Origin of the sequence: Rhodococcus sp. 852002-51564_SCH6189132-a (assembly GCF_001665495.1) — a bacterium.
Taxonomy (GTDB): Bacteria; Actinomycetota; Actinomycetes; order Mycobacteriales; family Mycobacteriaceae; genus Rhodococcus; species Rhodococcus pyridinivorans.
In genome coordinates this window covers 56765-76475 of sequence record NZ_LZMJ01000085.1, presented here as the reverse complement: position 1 = coordinate 76475, position 19711 = coordinate 56765, and the positions used below count along the sequence as shown (strand labels likewise).

The 19711-nt window shown below is 68.4% G+C and carries 24 protein-coding genes and 1 pseudogene; 8 read left to right on the top strand and 17 right to left on the bottom strand.

The features are described 5' to 3' along the window. Positions 1-26: 26 nt before the first annotated feature. On the top strand, positions 27-1610 hold the full coding sequence (locus tag A5767_RS21080) for a Rieske 2Fe-2S domain-containing protein (RefSeq protein WP_064853079.1): 1584 nt from the start codon (positions 27-29) through the stop codon (positions 1608-1610). A gap of 14 nt (positions 1611-1624) precedes the next feature. On the opposite strand, the gene A5767_RS21075 is transcribed toward A5767_RS21080, so the two are convergent. Further along, entirely contained in the window at positions 1625-2827 is a 1203-nt protein-coding gene (locus A5767_RS21075; RefSeq protein WP_006553429.1) for an MFS transporter, read from the bottom strand. 92 nt (positions 2828-2919) lie between these two features. Between A5767_RS21075 and A5767_RS21070 the strand changes: the two genes are divergently transcribed. After that, entirely contained in the window at positions 2920-3420 is a 501-nt protein-coding gene (locus A5767_RS21070) for a PaaI family thioesterase (protein ID WP_006553428.1), read from the top strand. 3 nt (positions 3421-3423) lie between these two features. Here A5767_RS21070 and serS read toward each other — a convergent pair whose 3' ends face one another. Both serS and A5767_RS21060 read right to left on the bottom strand, forming a co-directional pair. Then, positions 3424-4686 (bottom strand): serine--tRNA ligase, encoded by a 1263-nt coding sequence (gene serS / locus A5767_RS21065; protein WP_064060556.1) that lies wholly within the window; start codon positions 4684-4686, stop codon positions 3424-3426. A gap of 11 nt (positions 4687-4697) precedes the next feature. Further along, on the bottom strand, positions 4698-5090 hold the full coding sequence (locus tag A5767_RS21060) for an ankyrin repeat domain-containing protein (protein WP_006553426.1): 393 nt from the start codon (positions 5088-5090) through the stop codon (positions 4698-4700). A 36-nt stretch (positions 5091-5126) separates the two neighbouring features. Here A5767_RS21060 and A5767_RS21055 point away from each other — a divergent pair, with 36 nt between their 5' ends. Together A5767_RS21055 and A5767_RS21050 are read left to right on the top strand one after the other, a co-directional pair. Next, a complete protein-coding gene (locus A5767_RS21055; RefSeq protein WP_037217412.1) occupies positions 5127-6185 on the top strand; it encodes a septum formation family protein in 1059 nt (352 codons plus the stop codon). A gap of 13 nt (positions 6186-6198) precedes the next feature. Continuing rightward, a complete protein-coding gene (locus tag A5767_RS21050) occupies positions 6199-6537 on the top strand; it encodes a metallopeptidase family protein (protein WP_033097890.1) in 339 nt (112 codons plus the stop codon). 27 nt (positions 6538-6564) lie between these two features. Here the strand turns inward: A5767_RS21050 and A5767_RS23485 are convergent, their stop codons facing one another. The 9 genes from A5767_RS23485 to A5767_RS21010 form a co-directional block, all read right to left on the bottom strand. Next, positions 6565-6726, bottom strand: coding sequence for a hypothetical protein (locus A5767_RS23485; protein ID WP_016933301.1), 162 nt, complete (start codon positions 6724-6726; stop codon positions 6565-6567). Positions 6727-6849: 123 nt separating this feature from the next. Beyond that, a complete protein-coding gene (locus A5767_RS21045) occupies positions 6850-7137 on the bottom strand; it encodes a putative quinol monooxygenase (protein WP_006553423.1) in 288 nt (95 codons plus the stop codon). A gap of 85 nt (positions 7138-7222) precedes the next feature. Beyond that, the gene (locus A5767_RS21040; RefSeq protein ID WP_170318549.1) at positions 7223-7621 is read right to left on the bottom strand and encodes an NUDIX hydrolase; all 399 of its coding nucleotides are present in this window, start codon (positions 7619-7621) and stop codon (positions 7223-7225) included. A 49-nt stretch (positions 7622-7670) separates the two neighbouring features. Beyond that, positions 7671-8213 carry an SDR family NAD(P)-dependent oxidoreductase gene (locus A5767_RS23945; protein ID WP_064853106.1) on the bottom strand — a complete coding sequence of 181 codons (543 nt, stop codon included), beginning with the start codon at positions 8211-8213 and terminating at the stop codon, positions 7671-7673. 23 nt (positions 8214-8236) lie between these two features. Further along, positions 8237-9067 carry an acyl-CoA dehydrogenase family protein gene (locus A5767_RS21030; RefSeq protein WP_064853078.1) on the bottom strand — a complete coding sequence of 277 codons (831 nt, stop codon included), beginning with the start codon at positions 9065-9067 and terminating at the stop codon, positions 8237-8239. 6 nt (positions 9068-9073) lie between these two features. Continuing rightward, on the bottom strand, positions 9074-10057 hold the full coding sequence (locus tag A5767_RS21025) for an NAD(P)H-dependent flavin oxidoreductase (RefSeq protein ID WP_019290366.1): 984 nt from the start codon (positions 10055-10057) through the stop codon (positions 9074-9076). Positions 10058-10095: 38 nt separating this feature from the next. Continuing rightward, a complete protein-coding gene (locus A5767_RS21020) occupies positions 10096-10749 on the bottom strand; it encodes a TetR/AcrR family transcriptional regulator (protein WP_006553419.1) in 654 nt (217 codons plus the stop codon). A gap of 31 nt (positions 10750-10780) precedes the next feature. Next, positions 10781-11542, bottom strand: a complete 762-nt coding sequence (locus A5767_RS21015) for a 3-hydroxyacyl-CoA dehydrogenase (RefSeq protein ID WP_019290368.1) — start codon at positions 11540-11542, stop codon at positions 10781-10783. 54 nt (positions 11543-11596) lie between these two features. Then, on the bottom strand, positions 11597-12790 hold the full coding sequence (locus A5767_RS21010) for a thiolase family protein (protein WP_064853077.1): 1194 nt from the start codon (positions 12788-12790) through the stop codon (positions 11597-11599). Between the two features lie 172 nt (positions 12791-12962). On the opposite strand from A5767_RS21010, the pseudogene A5767_RS21005 reads away from it, so the two are divergent. Beyond that, positions 12963-13699, top strand: a pseudogene (locus tag A5767_RS21005) (alcohol dehydrogenase catalytic domain-containing protein). Between the two features lie 10 nt (positions 13700-13709). Further along, entirely contained in the window at positions 13710-14489 is a 780-nt protein-coding gene (locus A5767_RS21000) for an enoyl-CoA hydratase (RefSeq protein ID WP_006553415.1), read from the top strand. Between the two features lie 61 nt (positions 14490-14550). On the opposite strand, the gene A5767_RS20995 is transcribed toward A5767_RS21000, so the two are convergent. Further along, positions 14551-15126, bottom strand: coding sequence for a TetR/AcrR family transcriptional regulator (locus A5767_RS20995; RefSeq protein ID WP_006553414.1), 576 nt, complete (start codon positions 15124-15126; stop codon positions 14551-14553). A gap of 70 nt (positions 15127-15196) precedes the next feature. Here A5767_RS20995 and A5767_RS20990 point away from each other — a divergent pair, with 70 nt between their 5' ends. Beyond that, positions 15197-15733, top strand: a complete 537-nt coding sequence (locus A5767_RS20990) for a dihydrofolate reductase family protein (protein WP_064853076.1) — start codon at positions 15197-15199, stop codon at positions 15731-15733. Between the two features lie 40 nt (positions 15734-15773). Here the strand turns inward: A5767_RS20990 and A5767_RS20985 are convergent, their stop codons facing one another. The 4 genes from A5767_RS20985 to A5767_RS20970 form a co-directional block, all read right to left on the bottom strand. Next, the gene (locus tag A5767_RS20985; protein WP_006553412.1) at positions 15774-16409 is read right to left on the bottom strand and encodes a TetR/AcrR family transcriptional regulator; all 636 of its coding nucleotides are present in this window, start codon (positions 16407-16409) and stop codon (positions 15774-15776) included. A 92-nt stretch (positions 16410-16501) separates the two neighbouring features. After that, positions 16502-17164 (bottom strand): histidine phosphatase family protein, encoded by a 663-nt coding sequence (locus tag A5767_RS20980; RefSeq protein WP_037217338.1) that lies wholly within the window; start codon positions 17162-17164, stop codon positions 16502-16504. A gap of 2 nt (positions 17165-17166) precedes the next feature. Continuing rightward, complete coding sequence (gene pheA, locus A5767_RS20975; RefSeq protein ID WP_006553410.1) at positions 17167-18093, bottom strand: prephenate dehydratase; 927 nt, start codon at positions 18091-18093, stop codon at positions 17167-17169. Positions 18094-18166: 73 nt separating this feature from the next. Then, positions 18167-18829, bottom strand: coding sequence for a hypothetical protein (locus tag A5767_RS20970; protein WP_064853075.1), 663 nt, complete (start codon positions 18827-18829; stop codon positions 18167-18169). A gap of 108 nt (positions 18830-18937) precedes the next feature. On the opposite strand from A5767_RS20970, the gene A5767_RS20965 reads away from it, so the two are divergent. Beyond that, a complete protein-coding gene (locus A5767_RS20965) occupies positions 18938-19705 on the top strand; it encodes a DUF2470 domain-containing protein (RefSeq protein ID WP_024102653.1) in 768 nt (255 codons plus the stop codon). Positions 19706-19711 lie beyond the last annotated feature (6 nt).

Here is a 19711-nt window from a genome sequence, read left to right as displayed (position 1 = left end):
CGGTCAGCACGTCAGGAGGGTACGAAGTGCAGATCACCAGCGTCGGACACGCCGGTTTCCACATCCAGACCGAAGCGGGGTCCATCCTGTGCGATCCGTGGGTCACGCCCGCGTACTTCGCCTCGTGGGTGCCCTTCCCGGACAACACCGGTCTCGACTGGGACGCTCTCGGCAACGTCGACTACCTGTACGTCTCGCATCTGCACAAGGATCACTTCGATCCCGACACGCTGAGCAAGCACGTCAACAAGGACGCGACCGTCCTGCTGCCCGACTATCCGGTACCGGACCTGCGTCGCGAGCTCAAGAAGCTCGGTTTCTCGAAATTCTTCGAGACCACCGACTCCGTCAAGCACCGGCTGCGGCACGGCACTATCGAGGTCGCTCCGCAGGCTCCGCTCTCGCCGGGCGATCTCGACATCATGATCATCGCGCTGCGTGCGCCGGCCGACGGACCGATCGGCGACTCGGGCCTGATCGTCTCCGACGGTGAGTCGACCGTGTTCAACATGAACGACGCGCGGCCGATCGACATGGACGTCATGCACGAGGCGTTCGGGAAGATCGACATCCACCTGCTGCAGTACTCGGGCGCCATCTGGTACCCGATGGTCTACGACATCCCGAAGAAGACCAAGGCCAACTTCGGCAAGCAGAAGCGCCAGCGCGGCATGGACCGTTGCCGCAGCTACATCGACCAGGTCGACGCGACGTGGATCGTGCCGTCGGCCGGTCCGCCGGTCTTCCTCGACGACGACCTGCGCGACCTCAACGACGACCACGGCGACGAGGGCAACATCTTCCCCGACCAGCAGGTCTTCCTCGAGCAACTGCGCATCCACGGCCGCGAGGGCGGTCTGCTCATGATCCCGGGTTCGGTGGTGGATCTGAAGGGCAGCGAGCACATGACGCTCACGCACCCGATCCCCGACGAGCAGGTCGAGGCGATCTTCACGAACAAGGCCGCCTACATCGAGGACATGGCGCAGCGCTTCGCTCCGGTGATCGCGGCGCAGAAGGCGGCCTGGGCTCCCGCCGAGGGCGAGCCGCTGCTGCCCGCACTCAAGGCGAAGTTCGAGCCGATCATGGCGCAGTCCGATCTCATCTGCGACGGCATCGGTTACCCGGTGGGTCTGGTGATGGGCGACGAGACCGTGGTGCTCGACTTCCCCAAGCGCGTCGTGCGCGAACCCATCGAGGGAGAAGGCAAGTACCGCTACGGTTTCCGTATCGCTCCCGAGCTCGTGCGCACGGTTCTGCGCGACGACGAGCCCGACTGGGTCAACACGATCTTCCTGTCCACCCGGTTCACGGCCTGGCGCATCGGCGGATACAACGAGTTCCTCTACACCTTCTTCAAGTGCCTGACCGACGAGCGCATCGCGTACGCCGACGGCTGGTTCGCCGAGGCGCACGACGACTCGGCGTCGATCGAGTTGGGCGGCTACGAGATCCAGCGTCGCTGCCCGCACCTGAAGGCCGACCTGTCGAAGTTCGGTGTCGTCGACGGCACCACGCTGACCTGCAACCTGCACGGCTGGCAGTGGGATCTCGAATCGGGCCGCTGCAAGACCTCGAAGGGTCACGAACTGCGCAGCACCAAGCTGTGATCCGCATCCGGTAGTCACCGCTCCCGTTCGGTCCCGGCGGGTCGCGCCGCGGGCAACAGCCTCGGCACGACCACGCCCAACCCGACCAGCGGGAGCACCGTCACCGCGACCAGCGCCGCCATCGGCAACCACAGCGAGCCGATCGCGTAGGCGGCGAAGACCGCCACCGACAGCACCTCGCTCGTCAGGCCGACGACGGACGAGACGGTCGCGCGGGCACGACCGGACATCGTGTCCTGTAGGCGCGCCTCGGCGACGATCGCCGTGTTGTGCAGCGCGCCGTAGCCCACACCGATCGCCGTGAATCCGGCGATCCCCCCGGCGAGTGCACCACCGGCGATCAGTGCCGATCCGACGATCACGACGGCACCCATGGTGCGGCCGCTCATCGTCGCAGTCCGTCCGGCGGTCGCGGCACCGACCACCTGTCCGACGGCCGTCAGCGCGACCAGCACCGGCACGAATCCGGTCTCCGCTCCCGATTCGCGTGCGAGGAGAGCGAAGTACTCGTCGAAGGCGAGGCAGGCGAGCAGGGCGGCCGCGAGGACGACCGATCGTCGCACCACCCGGTCGGTGCGGATCTCGGACGTTCCCGCGCGCAGCGACGACATGTAGCGGACGAGGACGGTGTCGCCTCTGCCGGCGATCTCATCGGCCTCCTCCACCTTCGGTGCGGCGGGAAGCGTTCCCACGAGCGCGATGTCGACGACGGTGATCGCGACCGACACCCAGCCCACGAGCGCGTAGCCGCCGAGTTCGAACAGCGGTGCCGCCGTGAGGATCGCGACGAAGACACACGTCATCTCACCCGCGTTGGCGTATCCCATGATCGCCGCGTACCGGTGTTCGCACCCGCGCGCGACGAGTTCGTCGTACACGAGGGCCTCGAAGGTGCCGGATTTCATCGACTCGCTGATGCCCCATAGGACGAAACCGAGCGCGAATCCCCAGTAACCGGGCCACACCAGCCACATCGTGAACGCTGCCGTGAGCAGGGCTCCGCTGCCGAACAGCAGACCGCGACGGGAGACGGTGTCGGCCCACGCACCCGACGGCACCTCGGAGACGAAGGCGACCACCGACCACAGGACGAACAGCGAGGAGATGGAACGGGTGTCGAGACCGTGATCCTCGAACAGCAACGCGTACAGGCCGTAGAGCGGCACGAACTCACGGACGGACGCGTACGCGACCACCCGCGCGGACAGCGAAGTCACCGGATCGGATCAACATCGACGGCGCATGCAACGAGAATGGCACGCCCGGCTCCACATGTCACCCCTCCGGAGGTGGGATACGGTCGGTCATCGTGAGCACGGACGAGCAACAGCAGCGGCAGCGTACCTACACGTGGGAGGACCCGGCACCGACGTCGGCGGCCAACCGCGACATGCACGGACTCGACTTCCTGCGCGGGCTGATGGACGGGACGATCCCGCACCACCCCACCTCCCGCACGCTCGGCTTCACCGTCACCGATGCCGGCGAGGGTTTCGCCGAGGTCACCCTCGAGCCGCAGGAGTTCCACGCCAACGCGGTGGGCAGCATCCACGGCGGCGTGCTCGCTACCCTCTTCGACACCGCGATGGGCTTCTGCGTGTCGAGCACCCTCGAGGCCGGGGTCGGGTACACGACCCTCGACCTGCAGGTCCGCTACGTGCGTCCGGTGCAGACCGGCAAGGGCGTCATCCGTGTGCAGGGCTTCTGCGAGCACACCGGACGTCGCACGGCGACGGCGCGCGGCGAGGCCCGTGACTCCGAGGGCCGCCTGCTCGCGACGGGTTCGACCACCTGCCTGATCCTGCGCTGAAGATCAGCCGGCGGGTTCGAGCACCTCGCGTCCCACGAACGGGACGAGAGCCTCGGGCACCTTGACCGAACCGTCGACCTGCTGGTGGTTCTCGAGCAGCGCGACGAGCCAGCGGGTGGTCGCGAGCGTGCCGTTGAGGGTCGCGGCGGTCTGCGGCTTGCCGTTCTCGTCGCGGTAGCGGATGTTGAGGCGACGCGCCTGGAAGGTCGTGCAGTTCGACGTCGACGTGAGCTCGCGGTAGCGCTCCTGCGTGGGCACCCAGGCCTCGCAGTCGAACTTGCGGGACGCCGACGACCCGAGATCGCCGGCGGCGACGTCGATGACGCGGTACGGCACGTCGATGGCGGCGAGCATGTCGCGCTCCCAGGCCAGCAGACGCTCGTGCTCCGCCGCGGCCTCCTCGGGGCGGCAGTAGACGAACATCTCGACCTTGTCGAACTGGTGCACGCGGATGATGCCGCGGGTGTCCTTGCCGTAGCTGCCCGCCTCGCGACGGAAGCACGACGACCAGCCCGCGTAGCGCTTCGGCCCCTTCGACAGGTCGAGGATCTCCCCCGAGTGGTAGCCCGCGAGCGGCACCTCGGAGGTGCCCACGAGGTAGAGGTCGTCCTCCTCGAGTCGGTACACCTCGTCGGCGTGCCGGCCGAGGAAGCCGGTGCCCTGCATCACCTCGGGGCGCACGAGCACGGGCGGAATCATCATGGTGAACCCGTTCGCGGTGGCCTTCTGGGCGGCCAGCTGCAGCAAACCCAGCTGGAGCAGCGCGCCGTAACCGGTGAGGAAGTAGAACCGGGCACCGGAGACCTTCGCGCCGCGCTCCATGTCGATGAGCCCGAGCGACTCGCCGAGCGCGAGGTGGTCCTTGGGTTCGAAGTCGAAGGTGGGCAGCTCGCCGACGGTCTCGAGCGTGACGAAGTCGTCCTCGCCGCCGGCGGGCACGCCGTCCTGCACGACGTTGGAGATCGCGAGGTGCGCGCGATCGAAGGCCTCCTGCGCGGCGTGCTGCTCGGCCTCGAGTTCCTTGACCTTCGCAGCCAGCTCCTTGGCGCCGTCGAGCAGCGCGGGGCGCTCCTCGGGAGACGCCTTGCCGACCTTCTTGCCCAGGGCCTTCTGCTCGGCGCGTGCGTTGTCGCCGGCGAGGACAGCGGCGCGACGGGAGGCGTCGGCCTCGAGCAGCACGTCGACGAGGCCCGGGTCCTCTCCCCGCATGCGCTGCGACTCGCGGACGGCGTCGGGATTCTCGCGGAGGAACTTGAGGTCGATCACGGAATCGAAGCCTACCGCTGCCAGAGTTCCAGGTAGTCGTCGCGCCCGAACATCTTCGCTGTGTCCTCCGCGGTGGGGTGCCCGTGACGCGGGTCGGCACCGGCCTCGGCGAGCACCCGCACCACTGCCTCGACGCCCTTGAAGACCGCCCCCGAGAGAGGCGACTGGCCGCGGTCGTTGAGCCGGTTCACGTCGGCTCCCCGCTCGACCAAGACCTGTACGGCCTCGGCATGACCGTGGTAGGACGCCAGCATGAGCAGCGTGTCGCCGGTCTCGTTGGTGAGGTTCACCGGTACTCCGGCGTCGACGTACGCGGTGAGGGTCTCGACGTCTCCCTGGCGGGCGGCGTCGAAGGTCTGCTTGGCGATCTCGAGAATCTCGGGATCGATCGGGTCGTCGGCCATGAGCCGAAACTACCTGCGTCCACTCGAACAGGCATGATGGAAGTGATGGCCGAAGACAACAAGCCCAAGCCCGACCGGCGCCCGCCCTCGGCGCGGTTGACCCGACGCGCCCTCGTGCTCGTTGCGGCCGGTGCCGTCCTGGCGGCGATCGCGACGTTCGTCGTCGCGGGGTTCCAGGGCGCCGGCAGCGGGGACGACAGCGCCGGCGCCAACATCAGCACGACCGGCGCGGTCGCGGGGGAAGCGTTCGGTACCGCCACCACCGGCGATTGCCTGACCTGGAGTGCTCTCGACGCGAGCGACCTCGCGAAGGTCGACTGCGCCGAGACGCATCTGTTCGAGGTGGTCGCCGACATCGACCTGAGCCTGTATCCCGGCACCGAATGGGGACCGGGATCACGCTTCCCGTCGGTCACGCGCTTCACCGAGCTGCGCGACGAGCAGTGCGCACCCGCCGCGATGGACTATCTCGACGGCCGGTTCGACCCGCACGGCAAGTTCAGCATCGGCCTCATCAACCCCGGCGAGGCGGGCTGGGCGGCCGGCGAACGCACGCTGCGGTGCGGTCTGCAGTTCTCGTCGACCACCGGCAACCTGCTCCCCATCAAGGGCCGGGTCGCCGATCAGGACCAGTCGCGGGCCTGGGACGTCGGCGTCTGCATCGGCATCAACAACGGTGTGCCTGCCGACCCGGTGGAGTGTTCCAAGCCGCACGCCTTCGAGGTCGTCGCGGTCGTCGACCTCGGTGGGCAGTTCCCGGGCGGTCTGCCGAGCATCGAGGACCAGGACGGCTATCTCGAGGAGACCTGCACGCGCCTGGTGAACGAGTACCTCGGCGACCCCGAGGCTCTGCGCAACAAGACCCTCACGTTGTTCTGGGACAACCTCGACTACGACAGCTGGCTCGCCGGCAGCCGCAAGGTGAACTGCTCGATCGGCAAGCAGGTCGAGGGGGGCGGATTCTCGTCGATCACCGGCAGCGCCAAGGGCGACATCCTCATCGACGGCCAGCCGCCCGTGCCGCCGCCGCCCGTGCCGGAAGGCCGGTCGCTGCCGACGCCGCTGCCGGGCGCCGTTCCCCTGCCGGGGTCGTGACGTGCCGGTGCACCTGGAGGACGAGCACTTCGAGGAGCTCGTCTCGGAAGCGCTCGACGAGATTCCCCGCGAACTCGCGCGGGCGATCGACAACGTCGTGGTCCTCGTCGAGCCCCGCCACGAGGAAGAACCCGACCTGCTGGGTCTGTATCAGGGCGTCGCGCTGACCGAGCGCGACAGCCACTACGCGGGATCGCTACCGGACACGATCACGATCTACCGCGACGCGATCCTCGACATCTGCGAGAGCGACGACGACGTCGTGCACGAGGTACTGGTCACTGTCGTCCACGAGATCGCGCACTATTTCGGAATCGACGAAGAGCGCCTCCACCAGCTGGGCTGGGGCTGAGGCGCTCTTCGCGATCGGTACCGGGTGCTACTTGTTGCGGGCCGCGGTCGCCTTGTCGAGGCGGGGTCCCTTGGCCTTGCGCTGACCGAAGTGCGGGCTGAGCGTCGACACGACGAACATGATGACGGTTCCGACAGCGACGACGGCCACGGTGAGCCACACGACGATGACGCCGAAGAGTTCCAACATGCCCGGTTACCTCCACAGTCGATGTCACTTCGAGGCAAACGGCACACGTCCGCCCCGGGGGTCACCCTACCGTCCGCGTTCCGCCGGGTGACGACCGACTCCGCCCGCGCTCCGGTGGGGGACTCAGAGGGTGGTGAAGTGCTCGAGCTTCGGCGCTCCCGCCAGGAGGGGTCCGAGTTCGGTGATGGCACCCTCGCCGGCGCGGAACTTGCGGTAGGCGGCGTCGTGCTCGGCCGAGCGCCACTTCTCCACGACCACCCAACGGGCCTCGTTCTTCTGATCCACAAGGATCTCGATGCCGTCGCATCCGTCGAACTGTCGCGTCTCGTCGAGCGCGCGGGTCATGACCTTCTTCGCGTCGTCGAGGGAGTCGGCCTTGAATTCGAGTTCGATCAGAGCGGTGAGCGCCATGGGAGACCTTCCGTGATGTGCGAGGTGACTGCTCATCACATTTCCCCATGGATGAGAACTGCGCAATACCTCTGCGGAAACGGGACTATCGGGAGGCCGAGGCGAGAGCGGGAAGGACGTGGTGCTCGAGCAGCGGCGCGAGATCGTCGGGCAGCGGAAGGGCCGCCGGGTCGAGCCAGCGCGTCTCCGCGATCTCCGCGGCGGCGCCGGCGACCTCCACGAGCGGGTGTTCGTAGACGGTTCCTTCGAGCCGGTAACCGGGCTCGTTGGCGGCCTCGGCGTCGAAGACCCCGACGAGACGCAACGACGACAGATCCAGTTCGGCGCCCAGTTCCTCGGCGCACTCGCGCACGGCGGTCTCGGCGGGGGTCTCCCCCGGATCCGGCTTTCCTCCGGGCAGCATGAACCGCGACGTGTTCCGCTTCCGCACGGTGAGCACCTCACCGGCGGCGTTGCGGAGAACGACGGCGCTCACTCTGATCACACGGTCACGAATCGCGGGGTGCTGGTTCACCGGACCAGCTTAGGACCGGTCAGAACATGCTGTAGCCACCGTCGATGAGCGTCGTGCTGCCGGTCTGGAAGGACGACGCATCGCTCGCGAGATAGACGGCGATGCCTTCGAAATCCTCCGGGGTGCCCCACCGGCCGAGCGGCACACGGCCGACGACGTTCGAGTTGAAGACGTCGGACTCCTGCAGCGGACCGGTCATGTCGGTGGCGATCCGGCCCGGCAGCACGCTGTTGACCCGGATCCGGTGACGCGCGAACTCGACGGCACAGCCGTTCGCGAGCGCGAGCACCGCGGCCTTACTCGCCACGTACGGCCCACCGAAGTCGTCGACGAGCGCCGCGACACCGTCGGTCACGGCCTGCTCGTCGGAGACGTCGACCGTGCGGGTCGCCACACGGCCGGCGAACCTCCCGATGTCGGCCGCGGCCTTCGCGAGCTTGTCCTCGCTCCGGCCCCACAGGGTGACATCGGCGCCGGCACGGGCGAGACCCCGGGCCATGCCGAGACCGATCCCCGCGGAAGCACCCGTGACGAGAGCGCGCTTGCCTGTGAGGTCGAAGATCGAATCCCTCTTCCCTGAAACGATTACGCGTACCCGGCAGCGATGTCGCGGCCGATGATCTCCTTCATGATCTCGGTGGTGCCACCGTAGATCGTCTGGATGCGTGCATCGACGTAGGCGCGCCCGATCGGGTACTCCATCAGATGCACGAAGCCGCGACCCTCGGTGCCGAGGAGGTTCCCGGCGGGGACGCGGGCGTCCTCGAAGACGAGCTCGGCGGTGTCCTGTGCGGCGAGACCGACCTTGTGGAGTTTGCGGCCCCTGCCGAAACCGGGGGTGTCGCGCTCGACGACGATGAGCGAGAAGCCCTTCGACCCCGCGTTCGGATCGGTGCGGCACACCACGATGACGAGATCGGAGTGGATTCCGTTGGTGATGAACGTCTTCTGTCCGTTGATCACCCACTCGTCACCCTCGCGTACGGCGGTGGTCTTCACGCCCTGCAGGTCGGATCCGGCGCCCGGTTCGGTCATGGCGATCGCGCCGATTCGTTCGCTGGTGGCGAGTGCCGGCAGCCAGCGCGCCTTCTGGTCCTCGGTGCCGAGGTGGAGGATGTACGGGATCGCGATGTCGTCCTGCAGTGCGAGTCCGGCGCCGAAGGAGGTCGTTCCGGTGCGCGCGATCTCCTCCTGCACGATGTGCCGGAAGCGGTAGTCGGTCACGCCCGAACCGCCGAACTCCTCGGGTACCCCGAGGCCGACGATGCCGGACTTGCCCGCGGCGATCCACGCCGACCGGTCGACGAGGCGCTCCTCCTCCCACCGCTCGTAGTTCGGTTCGATCTCGCGGGCGAGGAACTCGCGCACGGTCTCCCGGTACGCCTCGTGATCGTCGTCGAAATGGTTGCGTTTCATGGCTTCCTAGGCGTTCACGCGCGACATCATGCCGCTCAGACGCTCCGCGATGAGACTCTCGGCGTCGGCGACGATGCGCTCGACCAGTTCCCCCGCGGTGGGGATGTCGTGGATGATTCCCTGGACGGTACCGACCGTCCAGATGCCGGCCTCGGGATCGCCGTTCTCGTAGACGAGGCGGCCGCGGGCACCGGCGACGAGTTCGCGCACGTCCTCGAACTGTCCTCCGCGGTCGAGGATCTCGACGACCTCGCGACTGACGGTGTTGCTCGCGACGCGGGCGGTGTTGCGCAGCGGACGGAAGATGAGCTCGGTGTCGGTCTCACTCGCCGCGACGATGGCTTCCTTGATGGTGCGGTGGATCGGCGATTCCTCGGTGCACATGAAGCGGGTGCCCATGTTGATGCCGTCGGCGCCGAGCGCGAGGGCCGCGACCAGACCACGACCGTCACCGAAGCCGCCGGAGGCGATCATCGGGATGGTGATCTTCTCGGCCGCGGCGGCGATGAGCACGAGGCCGGGGACGTCGTCTTCACCGGGGTGCCCGGCGCATTCGAAACCGTCGATGCTGATGCCGTCGACACCGATGTCCTGCGCCTTGACGGCGTGCCGGACGCTGGTGCACTTGTGCAGCACCTTGATTCCGGCAGCGTGGAAGTCGGGCAGGTGCGGCGCGGGATTCGATCCGGCCGTCTCCACGATCTTCACACCGGAGTCGATGATGACCTGGCGGTACTCCTCGTAGGGCGGCGGGGTGATCGCCGGCAGGATCGTGAGGTTGACGCCGAACGGCTGGTCGGTGAGCTCGCGGGTGCGTTCGATCTCCTTAGCGAGATCCTCGGGGGTCGGCTGCGTCAGAGCGGTGATCATGCCGAGCGCGCCGGCATTGGCGACCGCTGCGACGAGTTCGGCACGGCCGACCCACTGCATCCCTCCCTGCACGATGGGATGGCGGACGCCGAAGGTTTCGGTGAAGGCGGTGGTCAGCACGGCATGGACTCCTTGCGTGGAGGTGGTTGGAAAGACTCTCAGGCGGCCGGGTGGTGACCCACGACCCGCAGTGCGATCACGATGTACCGCTGGGCAATCCGAGCGGGAGTGAGGGGACCGCCGAGCTGGTACCAGCGGACGATGGACTGGAACATCCCGAGGAGGGCGCGCACGGCCTCCTCGACGTCGTCTACGTCGAACACCTGCTGTTCGACGCCCTCGCGCACCAGGTCGAGCATCATCAGCTCGAGACGCTTGCGGGTCGCGGCGTAGGTCCGGCGGTTCTCCGGGGAAATGTGGCGCACCTCGGAATCCAGGCCCGAACGCTGTGCACGGTGGGTCATGTTCAGCACGATCGCCTCGACGGCGTTGACGAAGCGGGCGACCGGGTCGTCGCCGCCGTCCGCGACCGCGGCCGACACACGGTCGATGAGGTCGAGGACGGCGGCGTCGAGCAGCGTGACGAGAACGGCTTCCTTGTTCTCGTAGTGGTAGTACAGCGCGGGCACCGTCACGCCGACCCGGCCGGCCAGGTCGCGGACGGTGGTGCCGTGGAAGCCGTTCTCGCTGAATGCTTCCAGGGCGTGTTCGAGGATGGGGTCGAGCCCCAGAGGCTGGAACTCACGCCAGTCCGCGCACGGCACGTCCGCGTGGGGCGTGTCGGATTCCTCGGCCTCGTATGCCGGGGTCATCGACCCCCTCCTCTCACAGTCGGTGCTCGGGTCAGCGCGGAGCCATGCGGATCGCGCCGTCGAGGCGGATGACCTCGCCGTTGAGCATCGGGTTCGAGACGATGTGCGCGGCGAGGGCACCGTACTCGGACGGATCGCCGAGGCGGGCCGGGTGCGGCACCTGTGCGCCGAGCGAGGCCTGGGCCTCCTCCGGCAGCGAGCCGAGCAGCGGGGTCTTGAACAGGCCCGGTGCGATGGTGACGACGCGGATGAGCAGCGACGCGAGGTCGCGGGCGATCGGCAGCGTCATGCCGACGACACCGCCCTTGGACGCCGAGTAGGCGGCCTGTCCGATCTGGCCGTCGAAAGCGGCGACGGAAGCGGTGTTGATGATGACGCCGCGCTCGCCGTCGATCGGCTCGGTCTTCGCGATGCGCTCGGCGGCGAGACGGATGACGTTGAACGTGCCGAAGAGGTTGACGTCGACGACCTTCTTGAACGCGTCGAGCGGGAAGGCACCCTTCTTGCTGACGGTCTTGATCGCGTTGCCGATGCCGGCGCAGTTCACCGCGACACGCACGGGTCCGAGCGACTCGGCGACGTCGAGGGCCTCGGTGACGGCGGCCTCGTCGGTGACGTCGGCGGCGACGAAGCGGACGCGGTCGCCGAGTTCCTTGGCGATGGTCTCACCGTTGGACGACGGCAGATCGATGATGACGACCTGGGCACCGTCGTTCAGCAGGGCCTTGACGGTGGCGAGACCGAGGCCGGAGGCACCACCGGTGACGACGGCGACGCTGTCGTTGACGATCATTGATTACCCTTTCGAGAGTGGTTGCGGTTCGGAGATCTTCGAGACTTCGAGAAGTCAGAGACGTTCGATGATGGTGGCGTTGGCCATGCCCGCGCCCTCGCACATCGTCTGCAGGCCGTAACGACCGCCGGTGGCCTCGAGGTGGTTGACGAGGGTCGACAACAGACGGGTGCCCGACGAGCCGAGTGCGTGGCCGAGCGCGATCGCGCCACCCCACGGGTTGAGCTTGGCCGGATCGGCACCGAGTTCGTGCGCCCAGGCGAGCGGCACGGGCGCGAACGCCTCGTTGACCTCGTAGGCGTCGATGTCGTCGATGCCCAGACCCGCGCGGGCGAGCACCTTCTGCGTGGCCGGGATCGGGGCGGTGAGCATGAAGACCGGGTCGTCGCCGGCGACGGAGAACGAGTGGAAGCGGGCGCGCGGGGTCAGGCCCAGCTTGTTCGCCATCTCCTCGCTCATGATGAGCGCGGCCGACGCACCGTCGGTGAGCGGCGACGAGTTGCCGGGGGTGATGACCCACTGCGCCTCGGGGAACCTGGCGGCGTACTCCTCGGTGTAGAAGGACGGCTTCAGGCCGGCGAGGCCCTCGGCGGTGGTGGAGGCGCGCATCGTCTCGTCGACGGTGTGCTCGACCTGCTCACCGGCTGCGTTCTCCACGGTGATCGGGACGATCTCCTTGTCGAACCGGCCGGCCTCGTGGGCGGCGGCGGCGCGCTGGTGCGACTGCGCGGAGTAGGCGTCGAGCGCGTCGCGGTCGAACTTCCACTTCGCAGCGATGAGCTCGGCCGAGATGCCCTGGTTGACCAGGCCCTCGGGGTAGCGGGCACGGATGCTCGGGCCGTGGGTGTCCTTGCCGAGGGTGGCGGTGCCCATCGGGATGCGGCTCATCGACTCGACACCGCACGCGATGACCATGTCGTAGGCACCGGCGATGATGCCCTGCGCGGCGAAGTGCGCGGCCTGCTGGCTCGATCCGCACTGGCGGTCGATGGTGGTCGCGGGCACCGACTCGGGGAAACCGGCGGCGAGGAGCGCGGTGCGCGAGATGTTGAGGGACTGCTCGCCGACCTGGGCGACGCAGCCGCCGATCACGTCGTCGACCTGCGCGGGGTCGATGTCGTTACGCTCGACGAGCGAGCGCAGGACGTGGGCGAGGAGTTCGACGGGGTGGGTGCCGGACAGGGCACCACCCGGCTTGCCCTTACCGACAGCGGTACGGACGACGTCGACGATGACAGCGTTGGCCATGACGATCCTTTCGAAAGTGCAGCGTGCGGGCCGGAGACGTTCCCAGCGGTGTACTTATCGATCGCTAAAAGCTCTACCACGGACTTAGCGCTCGGTCAATGATCTCTGAGAGCTAGCGCACGCTAAGCCACTCTGATAGTGATGGATCACGACCCGAGTCGAGGAGACGCCCGTGCGCGCAGCGCAATTGACCGAACACGCCGGCCCCGACGCCGTCCGCGTGACCGACATCCCCGAACCCGAGGCAGGCGATTCGCTCGTCCTCGTCGACCTACACGCCGCCGGCGTGCCCTTTCCCGATCTGTTGCAGACGACCGGCGGCTACCAGATGGTCCGGTGCCGTGCGTGCTCGGCGCCGAAGCAGCGGGCATCGTCCGCAGCGCACCCGAGGGCAGCGGCCTCACCGCCGGACAACGCGTCGCCGTGCTGTCCATCGACGGATCGTGGCAGCAGACCGTCGCACTGCCGCGCGAGCTGGTCTTCCCGCTGCCCGACAGCGTGTCGCTGACCGCGGGCGCCGGGATGCTCATGAACTACTTCACCGCGCACTTCGCGCTCGACGAGCGCGCCCGGTACCGGGCGGGTGAGACCGTCCTCGCCCACGGTGCGCCGGGTGGACGGGCCGTCGTTCTCGGATTCACCGGCGGCAGCATTCCCACCGAGAAGGTCAATCGCCTTCTGCTGAAGAACATTTCGGTCGTCGGCGCGGGGTGGGGCGAGTACCTCCGCACCGACCCCGGCTACCCGGCGCGGCAGTGGGCCGCACTCGAACCGCTGCTGCGCGACGGGACGCTCGTCGTCCCCGAACCCACCCTCCATCCCCTCGACGAAGCTCCGGCAGCACTGCGTTCGCTCGAGAACCGTTCCGCGACCGGCAAGGTCGCGCTCGACCTGACGTCCCGACCCTAGGAGAACAGCCATGACCGACGACCTGCCCGGTGTCGACACGACCGTCGACGACGGCGTCCTGCGCGTCACCCTGAACCGTCCCTCGCGGATGAACGCCGTGAAGACCGAGACGCTCGAGGCGATTGCCGATGCGTTCGAGAAGTACGCCGACGATACCTCCGTCCGGGTCGCGGTGCTCACCGGCGTCGGTCGCGCGTTCTGTTCCGGCGCCGACCTTTCCGGTCGTGACCTGAGCGCTCCGCCCTCCGCCGACACGATCGACGCCGCCAACCGCGCGGTTGCCGCGATCCGGGTGTTCCCCCGGCCGGTCGTCGGAGCGATCAACGGCGCGGCCGCGGGTGTCGGCGTATCGCTCGCTCTGGCATGCGATCTCACCGTCGCAAAGGAGTCGGGATACTTCCTGCTGGCCTTCACCCGGGTCGGTCTGATGCCGGACGGGGGTGCGTCCGCGCTCGTCGCCGCGTCGATCGGTCGCGCGCGGGCGCTGAAGATGGCCCTGCTGGCCGAGCGACTTCCGGCCGGTGAAGCGCTGGCCTCCGGACTCATCTCGGACGTCTACGCGGACGACGAATTCGACAGTGCGGTCGAGACTCTCGTGCATCGGCTCGCCGACGGCCCGTCGACCGCCTTCGCTTCGACGAAGAATGCGATCAACGACGCGACGCTCACCGAACTCGACCACGCCTTCGCCCGCGAGCGCGAAGGGCAGCTCGTCCTGCTCGGCAGCGCCGACTTCACCGAGGGTGTGACGGCCTTCCAGGAGAAGCGCACCGCGAACTTCCGTCGTTGAACCGTCGACGATTTCGGTGGATCCGGCCTCGCTGAGCGGGGTCGGATCCACCGAAGTCGTTTCAGGCGTCGGGGATCACGCGTTCGACGGCCGCCCGCACCAGTTCGGCGACACGGTCCTCGTCGACGATCCCGGGGAGGGTGAGTCGGTCGAGCACGAGCCAGTTCAACGCGAGATAGAGCAGCACGACGGCGTTCTCACCGCCCGGCAGGCCGGAGTGCCGGTAGTTGGCGATGTTGAAATCCAGGTCGGCGCGCACCCGCTCGGTGAGCAGGGCCTGCAGTTCGGGCCGTCGGGTGGCTTCGAGGCGTAGTTCGAGGAGCGCGAGATAGCCGGCGCGGAACCGGATGAGCCGGTCGACCACCTCCGTCATCAGCTCGATCATGGATTCGCGGGTCTGCGGCGCCTGCGACTGTGCCATGACCTCGTCGGCGGGCAGGAGCCGCTCGTAGTAGCGGTGACCCACCTGGACGAGCAGGTCGTCGCGGTTGGCGAAGTAGTTCGACGCCGTCCCCGTGGGCACCCCTGCCTCCTTGTCCACCGCGCGGAAGGTCAGCCCGCGCGCACCGTCGCGCGCCAGCACCTCGATCGAGGCATCCAACAAGGCCTGTCGTCGTTCCGGATTCGTCCTGACCACTTGACACCACTCCATATGTAGCACTACCTTCAAACCACTCCATCCATAGTACTACGAATGGCGGTCCACCATGCGAAAGCTCGTCTACTACGTGGCAGTGACCCTCGACGGCTATATCGCAGGGCCGAACGGGGAGTACGACTTCTATCCGATCTGCGACGACATGGCAGCGGCGATGAGCGCGAGATATCCGGAAGCCGTCCCCACCGCGCTCCGCGAACAGGTCGGCATGCCGGCCGACACGCCGAACAAGGAATGGGACACGGTGATCATGGGGCGCGGTGCCTACGAACCCGGTCTCTCGCTGGGGCTCGCGAGTCCGTACAGCCACATGCAGCAGTACGTCGTGTCCCGCACTCTCGCGCCGGTCGAGCTGGTCCGAAAGCTGAAGGCGGAAGAGGGGCTCGACATCTGGCTCTGCGGTGGCGGCAACATCGCGGGGCAACTGTTCGCCGAGATCGACCGGCTGATCTTCAAGAGCTATCCGGTGATCGCGGGCGACGGCATCCCGGCACTGTCGGGCAACTTCGTCCCCACGCGATTCGACGTCACCGCGCGCGAGGAGTTCAGCAACGGCACGCAGGTCACCTGGTTCGACCGACGCTGAACTTCGACCGCCGAAGTTCGATCGACACCGGATCCGGCCGTCAGACCCCGACGGTCTTGAGGGCGATACCGACGTACTTCTGCGCGACGGCCTCGGGGCTGAGCGTGCCCTCCGCGTGGTACCAGCGCGGGATCGACTGGCACATGCCGAGCAGGGCACGCGTGGTCTCGGCGGGATCGTCCACGTCGAACACGCCCGCGGCGACGCCCTCCTCGACGATCTGGCGCACCAGCTGCTCGACGCCCTTGCGCACCGCACGGTAGCGCTGGCGGTTCTCGGGGCTCAGGTAGCGGGCCTCACCCTCGAGGGCGGCGAGGCGGGCCCGCAGGGTCATGCGCAGCACAATCGCCTCGATGACGTTGGACAGCCTGCGCACCGGGTCGCCGTCGGCGTCCTCGGCGGCGGCGTGGGCTCGGGAGAGCACGTCGCTGGTCGAGAGCTCGAGAAGGGCGATGAGCAGCCCTTCCTTGTTCTCGTGGTGGTAGTAGAGCGCCGGGACGGTGACGCCGACGCGGCGCGCGATCTCCCGCACCGAGGTGCCGTGGAAGCCGGTCTCGTAGAAGGCGTCGAGGGCAGCGGTGAGGATGGGACTGAGCTGCATCGGTTCGAGGATGCGCCAGTCCGGGATCGCCTCACCGTTGGTGAGGGTGTCGGCCCCGTCGCTCGAAGCACCCATGAAACCGCACCTACCTACCGATCGCTACTTCATACGGACGCCCCGAGGATACCCGTACGTTTTGCGCTCGAAGGATCGAAAGGTGGGCGGTATCACCCCATCGGGTCGTCGGCACCACCGCGCGCGGTGTCGTGGAAGGGCGCGAAGAAGGTTCCCCAGCGCGCGCACTCCCAGCCACCGCCGGCCACCGGCACCAGCTCGACCGTCTCGGTGTTGGCCAGGTGGTTGGTGATGGCGAAGCCGGACGGCACCTTCCCCAGATAGGCGGCGACGAGCCGGATCGCGGCACCGTGACTGACGACCACGACGTCACCCGAACCGGCATCGAGATAGTCGCTGCGCAGCGACTCCAGGACGGGCAGGTACCGGTCGAGCACGTCGAGCGCCGACTCACCGCCCGGGACCCGCGCCCGCAGGTCGCCGTTGTGCCACTCCTCGTAGACCTTCATGAACAACTTGTGCGACTCCTCGTCGCTGCGGTCCTCGAGCTCGCCGACCTGCACCTCGTGCACGCCCTCGCGGACGACCGTCTCGAGCGACACCACCGGTGCCGCGTGCTCGGCCGTCTGCCGAGCGCGGAGCGCCTGCGACGCGACGAGCAGCGACGGCGTCTGCTCGACGAGGTTCTTCCCGAGCGTGCGGGCCTGTTCGACGCCGAGCTCGGTGAGCTCCGCGCCCGGGAGTTTCGTATCGAGCCTCCGGGCGACGTTCGCCACCGTCTGGCCGTGCCGGGCCAGGATCAATCTGCCGCTCACCGTCAGTCCTCTCCGCGCCGCAGTCGGTCGAGCCACCGCGCATCCTCGTCGTCCGACACGGGTGGGACACCGTGTTCGGACACAGCGGGCCACGATCCGAGGAACCGCACCTGCGCGAAGCGGTGCAATCCCTGCAGCGCCTCGGCGACCAGCGCGTCGTCGATGTGACCCACACAGTCCAAGTGGAAGAAGTAGGTGCCGTATTCCCTGCGGGTCGGCCGGGACTCGATACGCGACAGATCGATTCCGCGCGTGGAGAACTCGGTGATGGCGCGCACCAGCGAGCCGGGCTCGTTGGGGAGTTGCAGCACCACCGAGGTGCGGTCGACACCGGTGCGCTTCGGCACGGGCCGCGGCCGGGTGATGAGCACGAAGCGGGTGCGGGCGCCCTCGAAGTCGGCGACCTTGTCGGCGAGGACGGACAGGCCGAGCCGCTGTCCGGCGAGCGCCGTGGACACCGCCGCGTCGACCTTGCCGGACGCGACGTCCTCGGCGGCTCCCGCGTTGGAGGCCGCGGTCACGACCTCGGCGTCGGGCAGGTGGTCCTCGATCCAGCGACGCACCTGCGCTGCGGCCACCGGATAGGCACCGATAGTGCGGACCCGATCGCGGGTGATCCCTTCGCGGGTGACCACCGTGAACGCGATGTCGAGTTCGACCTCGGACACGATCTGCAGGCGCGGCCCGAGCGCGAGGGCGTCCATGGTGGGCGGCACCGAACCCTCGACGGAGCTCTCGATGGGGACGACGGCACCGTCGGCCTTCCCGTCGCGCAGGAGTTGCAGGGCAGCGGGCGGGCCGGCGGCCGAGACGCGCTCGACGTCGGCGGATCCGTCGCCGAGCACGTCGAGTGCACCGAGGCTCTCGAAGCGGTCGAGGGCCATCTCGGTGAACGTTCCCGAGGGTCCGAAATAGGCGATACGTGGCACGTGTACGAGGTTACGCATCGGTCGTGACGGGAAGGCGGACTCTGCGTGAACCGCACCCGAGCGGTGGCCCGTGTCAGCCGGTGGTGAGGTCGAGCGCCTCGAGCTCCCGGACGACGGCGTCTGTGTCGTCGACCTCGACGACCAGCAGGATCTCCCGCACCGCCGCGGCGGCCTCCGGTACGAGTCGCCGGAGCCGGGCCACGTCGGGAGTCCCGAGGGCTTCGCGGACGTCGAAACCGCTCAGCGCCGCGACGGTGGCGGAGAGTAGGGCGACGACGTCGTCGGTGCCGGTCGCGCGGGCGGCGTAACCGGTGTCGGCGTGAGCGAGGACGGAGAGGAAGTCGGCGACGGCGTCGCCCCCGCGACCTGCGGTCAGGCCGGGGATGTGACCGGCCTCGGTGAGCGCGCGGGCGGCGTCGGCGAGCGCGGCGTCGGGCACGTGCGGGTAGACGACCAGCGGTGCCGGCGCGGTGATCGCGAGAACGTCCTCGAGGTCCTCGGCCGTGCAGTCGACCTGATACCGGACCGGACGCCACCCGGCGGGCGAGGGGAGTTCGGCCGAGGCGTCGAGCTCGACGACGAGTTCGCGGGTGGGTGATCCGGTGACGGCAGCGGCCGGGACGATCGGTGGGGCGAGCGTGCGGCCGGTCGCGGCGAGGGCGTCGGTGAGGCTGTCGTGCCGGTGTGTGAGCAGCGCGTCGAGCAGTCCGCGGGGCTCGTCGCGGGACGGCGGCATTCCGAGGGGAAGTGGGATCGGCACCGATCCAGGCTACCGACGGACCACTTGCGACCGCGATCACAATGACTTAGGTTTGCCTCACCTACATCGAGAAGGAGGGTTGGCATGCAGACCACCACATCCGTCATCCCCGCGCCGACCACGGCCGAACGCGTACGCACCGCCCTCATCCGCGCCGACACGACGCAGCTCGCGATCGACGGCTGCGATCCACTCCCCACCTCGGTTCATCATCTCCTCGACGACGGACAGGTCGCGGTGGTCGTCGCCGAGGACAGCCTCCCCGTCGCACTCGCCTGGCAGTCCGGCAGCGCCGGCATCCCCGCCATGCTCGAGCTCACCGACCACTCCCCGATCGCCCTGCGCAATCCGGTCCGGTCGCTCATCTGGCTCAGCGGCACCCTGCGTCCCGTGGAGCATCCGCGCCGCGTCGCCGCCGAGATCGCGGAGATCCTGCCGCATCCCGAACTCCTCGACGTCGGACACCGCTCCGAACTGCTGTGCCTGACGCTCGACTCCGTCGTCGCCGCCGACACCACCGGGGCCGAGGCCGTCGACGTCGCCGACGTCCTCGACGCCGCTCCCGACCCGTTCGCCGCACTCGAGACCGGGTGGCTCCAGCACCTCGAAGAGGACCACGCCGACATCGTGCGGCAGATCGCGCGACGCATCCCGCCCGCGCACCGCGGCGGACGAATCCGCCCCCTGGGCCTCGACCGCTACGGACTGCGGCTACGCGTCGAGTCCGAAGGCGACGACCACGACGTGCGGATCCCCTTCCACGAACCGGTCGACGATCCCGCCGCCCTGAGCCGCGCGCTGCGCCTGCTCGTCGGCTGCCCCTTCCGAAACGGACTGCCGCCGCGCACCTGAGCGGTA

Coding starts and splice junctions, on each gene's coding strand:
- A5767_RS21015 (WP_019290368.1), bottom strand. CDS start 11,542: ATGATCGTCAACGACAGCGTCGCCGTCGTCACCGGTGGTGCCTCCGGC.
- A5767_RS20965 (WP_024102653.1), top strand. CDS start 18,938: ATGCAGACCACCACATCCGTCATCCCCGCGCCGACCACGGCCGAACGC.
- A5767_RS21010 (WP_064853077.1), bottom strand. CDS start 12,790: ATGGCCAACGCTGTCATCGTCGACGTCGTCCGTACCGCTGTCGGTAAG.
- A5767_RS21045 (WP_006553423.1), bottom strand. CDS start 7,137: ATGGCGCTCACCGCTCTGATCGAACTCGAATTCAAGGCCGACTCCCTC.
- A5767_RS21030 (WP_064853078.1), bottom strand. CDS start 9,067: ATGAAACGCAACCATTTCGACGACGATCACGAGGCGTACCGGGAGACC.
- A5767_RS20990 (WP_064853076.1), top strand. CDS start 15,197: ATGCGAAAGCTCGTCTACTACGTGGCAGTGACCCTCGACGGCTATATC.
- A5767_RS21055 (WP_037217412.1), top strand. CDS start 5,127: ATGGAAGTGATGGCCGAAGACAACAAGCCCAAGCCCGACCGGCGCCCG.
- A5767_RS21020 (WP_006553419.1), bottom strand. CDS start 10,749: ATGACCCCGGCATACGAGGCCGAGGAATCCGACACGCCCCACGCGGAC.
- A5767_RS21060 (WP_006553426.1), bottom strand. CDS start 5,090: ATGGCCGACGACCCGATCGATCCCGAGATTCTCGAGATCGCCAAGCAG.
- A5767_RS23485 (WP_016933301.1), bottom strand. CDS start 6,726: ATGTTGGAACTCTTCGGCGTCATCGTCGTGTGGCTCACCGTGGCCGTC.
- A5767_RS20970 (WP_064853075.1), bottom strand. CDS start 18,829: ATGCCGCCGTCCCGCGACGAGCCCCGCGGACTGCTCGACGCGCTGCTC.
- A5767_RS20985 (WP_006553412.1), bottom strand. CDS start 16,409: ATGGGTGCTTCGAGCGACGGGGCCGACACCCTCACCAACGGTGAGGCG.
- A5767_RS21000 (WP_006553415.1), top strand. CDS start 13,710: ATGACCGACGACCTGCCCGGTGTCGACACGACCGTCGACGACGGCGTC.